Source organism: Mycolicibacterium septicum DSM 44393, from assembly GCF_000455325.1.
Taxonomy (GTDB): domain Bacteria; phylum Actinomycetota; class Actinomycetes; order Mycobacteriales; family Mycobacteriaceae; genus Mycobacterium; species Mycobacterium septicum.
In genome coordinates this window covers 1,260,534-1,272,334 of the sequence record NZ_HG322951.1, presented here as the reverse complement: position 1 = coordinate 1,272,334, position 11,801 = coordinate 1,260,534, and the positions used below count along the sequence as shown (strand labels likewise).

Genomic DNA, 11,801 nt, shown 5'->3' with positions numbered 1-11,801 from the left:
CTACAGTGCCCGCGCGCGCTGGTCACGCAACCGCAGCAGTGCCGTCCCGAGCGCACCGACCACCACCAGATCAGAGGCCACTCCGCTGCTGACCGTCGCCAGCAGCCACCCGGCGACGCCGGTGGCCAGGACGAACGGCGGCAGCCACTCGAACACCTGCGACCACGACGGCACCGGATGGTGCGTGTGCGCCGCATCCTTGGCCCGGGCGTACTCGGGATAGAACTCGGTGACGGCCACGGCGAAGAACAGCGCGGCCAGCTGAAGAATCCAGCCGGTCCAGAAGTTGTCGGTGCTGCCGTAAACCACATCGCCGAGGAACCCGACCGACGCCGAGAAGCCGAATGCCGCCGCCCACACCGCGGACACCACCATGTTGGTGCGCTTGAACAGCGGCGTATCCCAATGGTCCGGCGGAGTGACGTCGCGAGCGTAGGCCGTCGTGTACGGCCGGCCGATCACCACACTGACCAGGGCGAACAATGCGAGCGTGGCGTTGGTGATCTCTCCCGACCACATTTCCAGCCAGGCCTTCTGGCCGCTGGAGGCCACCAAGCCCACGACGGCGAGCACCACGAAGAAGGCGACTCCGAGCCCCTCGAACACGTGCACCGGAATATGGCGACGCCGGTCCAGGGCCAGCACCAGCAGTGAGAAACCGAGTGCGCCCCACACCGCAATCTCGTACCGGCCGGGACCGGCCAGGATCGCCATCAGCGCCCACGGCACGATTCCGGACAACGGAGAGTCCAGAAACGCATCGAGGGCTTTGCCGAGCACGCGACGACGGTAAGTGACGCAACTGGGAAATCCCCAAGACGGCAAAACCCGTCCATCGGATTTCCCCAGGTGGACGATGTACTCATGGCCTCCGACCTGGAAACCCGAGTCGACGAGATCGCCCCGGACATCTATCGACTGTCCACCTGGATACCGGGGATCACCGAGCGCGGCTTCACGTTCAATCAGTTCCTGCTGATTGGGGAGGAGCCGTTCCTCTTCCATACCGGGCAGCGGTTCCTGTTCCCGCAGGTCTCGGTGGCCATCGAACGGGTCCTGCCGCTGACCCGGCTGCGCTGGATCTCGTTCGGCCATCTGGAAGCCGACGAGTGTGGCGCGGTCAACCAGTTCCTGGCGGCTGCACCCAACGCCGAAGTGATCCACGGCCGCCTGGCCGTCATGTTGTCGCTGACCGACATGTGTGACCGTGCGCCGGTCACCGCGCCGGCGGAGGCCGCGCACGACATCGGTGGGCATCGCCTTCGGTTCATCGCCACACCACATGTGCCGCACAACTGGGAAGCCGGGTTGTGGTTCGACGAGGCTACCTCGACGCTGCTCGCCGGTGACCTGTTCACCCACATCGGTCGATGTTCACCCCTCACCGAGTCCGATTGTGTGGCACCGGCATTGGAGGCGGAAGCACTGTTCCATGCCACCGGCCTGACCACGAATCTGACGCCCACGTTGACCCGGCTCGCCGAGCTGAACCCCACCACGTTGGCGATCATGCACGGCGCTTCGTTCCATGGCGACGGGGCCCGGCAGCTACGTGCGCTGGCCGACGGTTACGCAGGGCTTTTCGGCGCGTCATAACCCGCTCCGATCGCGCGCGATGCGTAGCCTTGGCGCGGTGAAGGCGTGGCAACCGCTGAGCGCCCTGCTGGCTGTGGGTGTGCTGTTGTCCGGCTGCCAATCGAGTATCGAGGGCACCCCGAGCACCAGCCCGCAATCACCGACCGAGCCCAGTTTCCCGACGGCACGGCCCACCCGGTCCAGCCCGGCGCCCTCGCCGAGCACCACCGCAGCGGCTCCACCCAGCACCTCCCATGCGCCGTCCGGGGCCACCCCGCTGCAGCCGGAGAACGGGTACGTCTTCATCGAGACCAAGTCCGGTAAGACCCGCTGCCAGCTGTCCCAGCAGTACGTCGGCTGCGAATCAGACTTCACCAACGCACCGGTCATCGACGGTGAGCACGCGACCGGCGTCAGTCTCACCCCCGGTGGCCAGATCAAATGGGTGGTGGGAAACCTCGGTGACATTCCGGTGGTCACCCTCGATTACCGCAAGTACAGCGCGGTGGGCTGGACCATCGATGCGAGTGAGGACGGCACCCGGATCAGCAATGACGGCACCGGGCATGGGATGACCATCGCTGTCGAGGGCGTGAAAACCTTCTAGAGTTGGCGCATGACTGTCGCTCGGCGCGAACGTGCCGCCCTGGTCGAGTCCATGCGTGCCGCAGGCCCTGATGCCCCGACCCTCTGTGAGGGCTGGACCGCGCGTGACTTGGCCGCCCATCTGGTGGTGCGCGAGCGGCGCCTCGACGCCGCCCCCGGCATCCTGGTGCCCCAACTCGCGGGCTACACCGAGCGCGTGCAGCAGAAGGTCACCGAGAGCACCGAGTGGGGCGACCTGGTCGACCAGATCGCTGCCGGTCCGCCGCTGTACTCCCCGTTCAAACTGCTGGACCCGCTGGTCAACGTGGCCGAGATGTACATCCACAACGAGGATGTGCGCCGGGCTCAACCAAATTGGGAGCCAAGGGATCTCGATGACGCAACGGTGTCCGCGCTGTCTCGCGGGATCGCCGCGATGGCCCGGATGACGATGGGCAAATCTCCGGCCCGGGTGGCCTTGACCACCCCGGCGGGCAAGACGCTGGCCACCGTGGGCGCCGGTCCGGAGGTGACGGTGACGGGAGAGCCGGGCGAGCTGTTGTTGTTCGCCGCCGGCCGGGAGCCGGCCTGGGTGACGTTCTCCGGTGACGACGCTGCCGTCGCCGCGCTGCGCGCCGCCCGTCGCGGGCTGTAAAACACCAGGTAGTCCCCGGCTTTACTGATTCTTGATCGTGCGTTGAATCGTCGCCCCGACGATGGGCGCGTGGGTACGCTTTCATCGGTGGAACTGGGGGTTTTGGGGCCTCTTCAGGTCCGAATGGACGGTGCGCCCGTCGTGATACCGGGCGCGAAGCCGCGTGCCATCCTCACGATGCTCGGATTGCACGGTGGTTCGGTTGTACCGGCCGACGTGCTGATGGAATTGCTCTGGGGCGACGATCCGCCACGTACCGCCGCCAAGGCCCTGCAGACCCATATCTCCGCGTTGCGTCATGCTCTCGGCGACGGCTTCGTATTGACCGAGGGAACCGGATGGCGCCTGAACACGGCCGAGACCGACGCCTCGCGGTACAAGTCGCTCGCCAAATCCGGCAGGGACGCACTCGGCGCCGGTGACACCGGTGGTGCCGTGACTCGATTCGACGAGGCAGTCGCCCTGTGGCGAGGAATCCCCGAACTGCCCGACTGCCGACGGGGAGTGTCCGAGAAGACCCGGTGGATCGAGGGCCACGCGGCACTGGTCGAGGACCGGGCGGATGCGCTCCTGGCGACCGGCCGTGCGGCGGAGATCATCGGCGACCTCGAGGCGGCCGTGGCGGACGCACCGCTGCGCGAAAGACGTTGGGGCCAGCTGATGCTCGCGCTCTACCGGGCCGGCAGGCAGGGCGAGGCGCTCGGCGCCTACCGCCGGGCCCGCTCATTGTTGGCCGATGAGCTCGGGGTCGACCCGGGACCCGAACTGCGGCGGCTGGAAGCCGCGATCGTCGCCCAGGATCCCGAGCTCGAAGCCCCTGCAACCCAACACGTTCCGTCTGTGACGCGGGCCGTGACCTTCCTATTGACCGACATCGAAGGGTCGACAGCCGCCTGGGAGGCAGACGCCGACGCCATGGCTCTCGCACTCGCGCGGCACGACGAGCTCGTCGAACAGGTCGTCACATCCCGCGGCGGCCGTCTGATCAAGACACGCGGCGAGGGTGATGCCACGTTCTCGGTCTTCGACCGCCCGTCAGCAGCCGCAGCCGCCGCGATCGAGTTGCAGGACGCGATCTTCCACGAACCGTGGCCGCTGGCCGAACCGATGCGTATCCGCATTTCCCTGCACACCGGCGAGGCCGAGCTCCGGGACGGCGACTACTTCGGTCGCGCCGTCAACCGCGCCGCCCGGCTGCGGTCGCAGGCCTCGGGTGGCCAGATCCTGTGTTCGGGTGCGACCGCCGAGCTGGTCATCGACACCTTGTCCGACGACGTCGCGCTCGTCGACCTGGGCATGCGTCAGTTGAAGAACCTGGCACGGCCCGAGCACATCTTCGAGCTGCGCCTGCAGACCGCCGAAAGTCCACCGCCGACCAGCGATACACCCATCGAGCGGCCGCCGATGCCCGCGGTGCTCACAGGACCTGGCCCTTTCGTCGGGCGCGCCCGCGAGCTCGCCGAGCTTCTCGCCGCCTGGCACCAGACGGTCCTGGCCGGCACCCGCGCCGTACTGATCGCGGGCGAACCAGGCGTCGGCAAGACCCGCCTGGCCGGCGAATGGGGCCGGCAGGCCTATGAGCAGGGTGCGGTGGTGCTCTACGGCCGTTCCGACGAAGACCTCGGTGCGCCCTACCAGCCGTTCGCGGAGGCCCTGCGCACGCTCGTGCCCTGCGTCGGTACCAGTCGGCTGCGCGGGCTGCGTGGCATCGAGGCATTACTGCCGCTGGTTCCCGGGTTGACCGATGTCCTCCCCGATCTCGCGGCGCCACCTCACGGAGACCCGGACACCGAACGCTACGCACTGTTCGATGCCGTCGTGGCCCTGCTCGGAGTCGCGTCGGTGGAAGCACCCATCGTCCTGGTGCTCGACGACCTTCATTGGGCGGCCAAGCCCACTTTGCTTCTGCTACGCCACCTTCTGCGCTTCGGAGAGCACGCTCGCGTGCAGATCGTGGGCACCTACCGCAGTACGGACCTCGATCGCTCCCACCCGCTGGCGGCGATGCTCGCCGACCTCCACCGTGACGGGAGCGCCAACCGCATTGCCCTCAACGGCCTTGATGTGGACGACGTCAGCACGTATGTGGCCGAGGCTGGATACGCCGACGAAGAGTTGGCCCGCGCGTTGGCATCGGTCACCGGTGGCAACCCGTTCTTCCTCATCGAGGCCTTGCGTCATGTGGACGAGAGCGGCGGACACTGGGACCCGAGCACCCTGCCACAGGGCGTCCGGGAAGCCGTGAGCCGCAGGCTTTCCCGGCTCCCGGTCGAGACGAACAAGGCATTGGCCGCGGCCGCGGTGGTGGGCAGCCAGTTCGCCCTGGAACTGGTCGAGCAAGTGGTCGGTCAGGACTTGGTCGACGCATTCGACGAGGCATGCCAGGCCGCGATCCTCATCGAGGAACCCGGCGGTCGCTACCGCTTCAACCACGCCATCGTCCGACAATCGCTGCTTGCCGAGCTGGCGTCCGTGCGGCGCATGCGGCTGCACCAGCGCATCGCGGCGACGCTGGAGACGACGCCGGGTGCCGATGACGAACTGTTGGCCGACCTGGCCCACCACTACTTCGAATGCGCCTGGGCGGGAAACGCACTCAAGGCCGTCGAGTACTGCCGTCGCGCTGCGGACCAGGCGATGACGCGACTGGCCTACGAGGGCGCCGCCGACCTTTACGACCACGCCCTGCACGCGCTGGAGGAACTGGACGACGAGCTGCCCGACCGGGACGACCAGCGTGTCGAACTTCTGGTGGCGCGCTGTGAGGCGCTGCTGGCCGCGGGCGATGTGTCTTCGGCGGCAGGCGCCGTGTCGCAACTGAAAGAAGGAACGCGCGATTCAGCACGGCTGGCGGCATGGGCGACATGCTTCGACGGCCAGCTCTCGATGCTCGTCGATCCCGAGCGCCTGGACGACATCGAATCCGCGGTGGCGGCGGCCGCCGTGACGCTGGCCGAATTGGGCGACGCTGCAGGGGAAGCCAAAGCCCACACCGTGCGAGCCGGGTGCCTTGCCCGTCTCGGACGCGTCGCCGACTGCGAGCTCGCGTTGGACAACGCGCTCACCGCAGCGCGCCAGGCGCGTGAACACCGTCTGGTGAATGCGGTGCTGGCGGGCGCACCACTGGCCGCGTTGTGGGGACCCAACCCGGTTCCGCGGGCGGGCGGGCGGTGCCTTGACGTAGTGCGTCTACTGCGGATTACGACCGATTCACCTGCGGTCGAAGCGACGTCGACCCGGTGCCAAGCTGTGCTGGAGGCGTTCCGTGGCCGGGCCGCTGCGGCCCGGCGGATGATCGACTCCGCCCGGCGCACCGTCACCGAGCTTGGCCTGCGCCATGCGCTGCTCGAAGTCGAGCACTTCGCCGGCATCGTCGAGCTGGTGCTCGATGATCCCGCCGCGGCCGACGAACATCTTCGGCTTGCCTACAACGGTTTCCGTCGGATGAGGCTGGATGCCGATACAGCGGAGGTGGCCGCGCTGCTGGCGCGTGCGTGCCTCGCGTTGGGCAGGGACACCGAGGCTGACGAACTGTGCTCGGAGAGTGAGCGGCTCGCCGGGCACGCGTTGAAGCCGGCGATCGCCTGGCGCACGGTTCGGGCGCAGCTACTTTCGCGGGGTGGCGCCCATGAGGAGGCCCGACTGGTCGCCGAGGAGGCCGTCGCCATCGCCGAACGCACTGATGCGCTGGTAGATCACGGCGACGCGTGTCTTGTCCTGGCGGCGGTGTTGAGGGCGGCCGGCGACAGTGCTGGTGCACGCGTTGCGGCCGAGCGATCATCCGAACTGTACGAGCAGAAAGGCGCTGTGGCACTTGCTGAAAAGGCGCGTGGCCGTCTCGGTGGGCAAACCCCCTCTGCGCCTACCGCGCCACCAGAATCACCGGCCATCGAGCCGAACAACGCATGCGTACGAGTGTGCAAGCAACTGGCCGCCGCTGTTGAACAGGAAGCCTGGGGCGACCTTGAGGGGCTTTTTGCGCCCGGCGTCGTTGTCGAGAGCCGCCGAAGGATCGTCGGCTTTACCCCTATCAACCTTCCGCCGCGCGATTGGCCACGCGAGATGCGGCGGTATCTCGAGTTGGGAATGGTCCAACACCGGCCGGTATTCGTCGCCGCGCGGGGTGAGCGCCTCGCTCTGGTCAGGTTGTCTGTAGGCACTGACGACATAAGCCGCGGGGCACCACAGGACGAGTTGTTCCAGGTGATCGGCCTCGACGAGGACGGCCTGATCGCATTACAGGTGTGGTTCGACATCGAAGATATCGATGCCGCGCTCGCCGAACTCGACGCGCAGTACGAGCGATTCGAAGCGCTGCAACAACAATCGCAGTCCCAAGTGCCCCAGCGCTATTCGGATACCGCCTGCACGCGGGCAAGCGACCGCGCGGTAGCTGCTATCGACTCCGGAGAGTGGGACGAGTTCGAGCGGATCTTCGCTCCCGAAGGCTACATCGAGAGTAGGCGCAAGCTCGTTGGCTTCGAGCGGACCGAATTCTCACCCCACGACGTGATGCACCAGACGAGGTGCGACCTCGAGAACAGGATCATGCGGGCGGAGCACGTCATTCTTGCCGTACGAGGCGAGCGTCTCGCACTTGCACGGGTCATCCTGGGCACTGTCGATGAAAGCCCTGGCGCACCCAAGGACGAAGTCCTCCAGGTGTTCGGCATCGACGACGACGGCCGAATTGCTCTGCAAATATGGTTCGACGTCGACGATATGGATGCAGCGCTGGCCGAACTCGATTCCTTGCACGCTCGGTTCGAAGACGAACGTCCGCGGGTGTCACTGGCGAACGCGGCGACCCGGGCTGATGATCGCTTGATCACGCTCTCTCTCGCCAATCGTCTTGACGAGATCGGTGCGCTGTTCACCGAGGACACGCGGCTTGATGACAGACGTCAAGGCTTCCGCTGTGAAATCAATGGCCGCGCGACCGCGGTCGACAACATCTGTTCGATCGCAGCCTTGGGGGTCGCGGTTACGAAGTCGACTATCGCGGTGCGCGGCGATCGCCTGTGTCTGAGCCGCGAGAGGTTCGAGGAGCCCGCCGCATTTTGCGTTGAAACGCTGGAGATCACCGAAGTCGACAGCCAAGGGTTGATGACCGAAAAGGTCGTGTTCGATCTCGATGAGTTCGACGCCGCCCTCGCCGAACTCGACGCCCGCTATCTCGCAGGCGAAGCCGCCCCGTATGCGCAGACCTGGTCCGTTGTCCTGAAGAACTACGCCAGCTTCAACCGACGCGAGGTCCCCGCGACGACAGCCGACTGGATGAACGTAGACAACCGTCGCGCAGCAGCTTTCGCTCCCGGCGACGTGGTCAGGTTTATCCAAGCCACATGGGAAGACACACCGGACACCACGATCTACATCGCGGCGGTGCATCGTCTCGCCGACCACGGGGCCGTCGTCACTCACGTTGCCCAGGGAACCTCGCAGGGCGGCTTCGAGGCCGAGTGGCGGGGCCTCCAGCTTCTCGGTTTTGAAGGTGAATTACTCTCCCGCTCCGAACTATTCGATGAGACGGACCTCGACGTTGCGCTTGCGAAGCTCGACGAGCTCGCTCGACCGACACTGCCGCTGGGCAACGCGGCCAGCCGTGTGTACGACCGCGTTTTCGCCTATTTCGCCTCCCGCGATTGGACAAGCATGGCGGAAGTAATGGCCGAGGACATTCTCGACGACGATCGTCGACGCGTTGCGAACGCCGGCCTCCGGCGCGGTCGCGACGCCATGATCGCCAACATGCGGACGGGCGCAGACCTCGGTGCAAGGTCCATAACGTCGACAGTCATTGCGACCCGCGGAGACCGCCTCGTGCTCCGTCATCTCCGTTTCTCGGGCCAAGGACCCGAGGCGTTTCACGCCGAGTTGCTCGGCATCGCTGAGATCAACGCCGACGAGCAGATGGTGGTCGCCGTCCAGTTCGACCTCGACGACGTCGACGACGCTTTAAAGGAACTCGATGCTCGCTACCTCGCCGGCGAGGCCTCCGCTCACGCACACACGTGGTCGGCCATCACGGCCGCCTATGCCGTCCTCAACCGGCGCAAACTGCCCACAAAGACACCGAACTGGATTCCCATCGAGTTCATAGACCACCGACGTCTCATCGCGATCGAAGCGGGCAAGCTGGGGCCTTCACTCCGCGCGATCTGGGACATCACGCCAGACGCCACCATCCATATTGAAGCGGTGCACCAGCTCGGCGATAACGGGGCTGTCATAACTCAGGCAGGATTAGCGACCTCGCGCGAGGGTTTCCAGGCTGAATGGCGGGATATTTGTGTCTTAATGGTTGAAGGCGATCTGATCACCCGCTGCGAACTCTTCGACGAGTCAGAGCTCGACGCGGCAGTTGCGAAATTCGACGAACTCAGCCGGCCAGTCCGGCGATTGGAGAACGCAGCACGCCGAGCGACCGATCGCTTTCTAGAGCGGTTCGCCGCCCGAGACTGGGACGCCATGGCGAACATGGTGATTGACGACATCAGATTCGACGACCGTCGTCGGGTGATAAACGCCGACCTGCAAACCGGGCGGGACACTTTCATCGAGAACTTCCGGATAGCAGCTGACCTCGGCGCCTCACAAACGCCGACACCCATAGCGATCCGTGGCGAACGCGTCGTCCTCGCAAGCGCTCGATTCTCGCTCGGCGGTGGGGCACCTGAGGAGTTCGGCCTCGATCTCCTGCACGTGATCGAAATCGACGCCGACAATCGAATTGCAGCAACCGTCACGTTCGACCACAACGCTTTCGACGCCGCGATTGACGAGCTCGACGCGCGCTACCTCGCCGGCGAAGCTGCGCCGCACGCACCCTCGTGGTCGGCGGTCGTGGGCGCATACGCCGCACTCAACCGGCGCGAAATGCCCGCAACGACCGTCGACCATGTGAGCGTCGACCACCGGAGGGTGACATCGTTCGCGCCCGGCGATATCAAGGACTACACGCGCCGTGCCTGGGATCAGATTCCGGACATCAGTTTCCGTATCGAGGCGGTACATCGGTTGAACGATCACGGTGCCGTCGTCACCCATGCGTTGCGCGGAACTTCGCGAGAGGGATTTGAGGCGGAGTGGCGCGAGATCCACCTGATGACGCTCGACGGCGAACTGTTCAACCGTAGCGAGATGTTCGATGAGGATGACCTGGATAGCGCTCTTGCCCGGTTCGACGACCTCAATCGCACGGCGAAGCTGAGCAACGCAGCAAGTCGTGCGTTCGAACGCTTCCAGAAGTGTTTGGCAAAAGCCGATCTGGACGCGATGCCGAACATGCTGTCCGAAGACATCTGCAGTGAGGATCGTCGTCGCATAGTAAGTTCAGGCATCCGGCGCGGTCGGGATGCTGCTCTCGAAGACGCCCGCGTGATCGCCGGACTCGGCGCCGGGATCACAGCGACAACAGTCCTTGCGATCCGCGGTGAGCACCTGGCGCTCAGGCACACTCAATACGCAGTCGGCCACGAACAGACCGATGCGTATCAAGTCGACCTTCTCGAAGTCGTCGTCGTGAATACCGACGAACGCATCTCCGCTGTAGTCAACTTCGACCCCGACGACTTCGACGCTGCGGTTGACGAGCTCGACGCGCGCTACCTGGCCGGTGAAACGGCAGACAATGCGCGCGCCTGGTCGGTCACGATGGCTGCTTGCGCCGCACTCAACCGGCACGAACTTCCGTCAACAACAGCAGATTTCGCGGACGTCGATCATCGACGAGCTGTAAGCATCGATGCGGGCGGCATGAAGGAGCTTCTCCGTACAGCGCTGGAACATACCCCGGTGATGACGCATCACGTCGAGGCGGTACACCGACTGACCGAATACGGTTCGGTCATCACGCAAGTGGCACACGGCACCTCGGACGAAGGCTTCGACGCCGAGTGGCGGATAGTTGGAGTGCTGACAATCGATGGCGATTTGATCAGTCGCTGCGAAGTCTTCGATGAGGACGACCTCGACGCCGCGCTAGCAAGGTTCGACGAACTCAGTCGTCCTGTACCGCGATTGGAGAACGCCGCAAGCCGACTGTATGCCCGGTTCAACGAATATCTTGAAGCCCCCGACTGGGACGCCATGGCGAACATGCTCGCCGACGATGCGTACAACGACGATCGTCGTCGAGTGGTGAGCGCGGGTATCCAGCGCGGTCGGGATGCTCAGATCGCAAACTTGCGGGCCGTCGTCGACATCGGAGTCAGAAGATTCAGCACAGTCGTGCTCGCGACTCGGGGCGATCGCCTCGCGCTCCAACGAACCCGTGTATCGGGCGCCGACCAACCCGACCCATACGGCCTCGAAATGCTATGCGTGCTGGAGATTGGCACCGACAACCGTTTTGCCGCGGCTGTTCTGTTCGACCTCGACGACATCGACGCTGCCTTCACCGAACTCGACGCGCGATACCTCGCAGGTGAGGCCGCAGCCCATGCGCAGACGTGGTCGGTGATCGCCGGTGCCCAAGCAGCGTTCAAGCAGCATGAAGTTCCCGCGACAACGCCGAACATGCCGTACATCGATCATCGACCCGTCCTGTCGGTCGACGCCGTCGATCTGGCCGCATTTGTCGGTGCCGTGTGGGACGTCATCCCAAATACGAGCGTTTACATCGAGGCAGTTCATCGGCTCAGCGAACTCGGGGCGGTCGTTACCCAGGTGCTGAAGGGAACCTCGCCTGAGGGCTTTGACGGTGAATGGCGGTTGATCGACCTTTTTACAGTCGAAGGCGATCTGATCAGCCGCTGCGAAGTCTTCGACGAGGCAGATCACGACGCCGCACTGGCAAGGTTCGACGAACTCAGTCGTTCGTCCCCGCGGCTGGATAGTGCCGCAACCCGGATCTGGGCTCGCCTGGCGGATGCCTTCAATCGCCGTGACTTGGCGGGTTTGGTTGCCCTCATGACCGCGGACGGTCAATCAGACGACAGGCGAAAGGGTTTGAGCTCATCCCTGCGTGGAATGGAAAGGCATA

General features: G+C 65.2%; 5 protein-coding genes. 4 read left to right on the top strand and 1 reads right to left on the bottom strand.

What is annotated here, in order from left to right:
• The gene (locus TX88_RS05775; protein ID WP_049924857.1) at positions 1–780 is read right to left on the bottom strand and encodes a hypothetical protein; all 780 of its coding nucleotides are present in this window, start codon (positions 778–780) and stop codon (positions 1–3) included.
• Between the two features lie 96 nt (positions 781–876).
• Here TX88_RS05775 and TX88_RS05770 point away from each other — a divergent pair, with 96 nt between their 5' ends.
• The 4 genes from TX88_RS05770 to TX88_RS05755 form a co-directional block, all read left to right on the top strand.
• The gene (locus TX88_RS05770; protein WP_044519137.1) at positions 877–1,596 is read left to right on the top strand and encodes an MBL fold metallo-hydrolase; all 720 of its coding nucleotides are present in this window, start codon (positions 877–879) and stop codon (positions 1,594–1,596) included.
• A 37-nt stretch (positions 1,597–1,633) separates the two neighbouring features.
• On the top strand, positions 1,634–2,182 hold the full coding sequence (locus TX88_RS05765; protein ID WP_409365850.1) for a hypothetical protein: 549 nt from the start codon (positions 1,634–1,636) through the stop codon (positions 2,180–2,182).
• Positions 2,183–2,191: 9 nt separating this feature from the next.
• Positions 2,192–2,815, top strand: coding sequence for a TIGR03085 family metal-binding protein (locus TX88_RS05760; RefSeq protein WP_044515317.1), 624 nt, complete (start codon positions 2,192–2,194; stop codon positions 2,813–2,815).
• Positions 2,816–2,902: 87 nt separating this feature from the next.
• Positions 2,903–11,801, top strand: an 8,899-nt coding sequence (locus TX88_RS05755) for a BTAD domain-containing putative transcriptional regulator (RefSeq protein ID WP_244438369.1), incomplete at its 3' end; no start/stop codon positions are given.

Coding starts and splice junctions, on each gene's coding strand:
- TX88_RS05760 (WP_044515317.1), top strand. CDS start 2,192: ATGACTGTCGCTCGGCGCGAACGTGCCGCCCTGGTCGAGTCCATGCGT.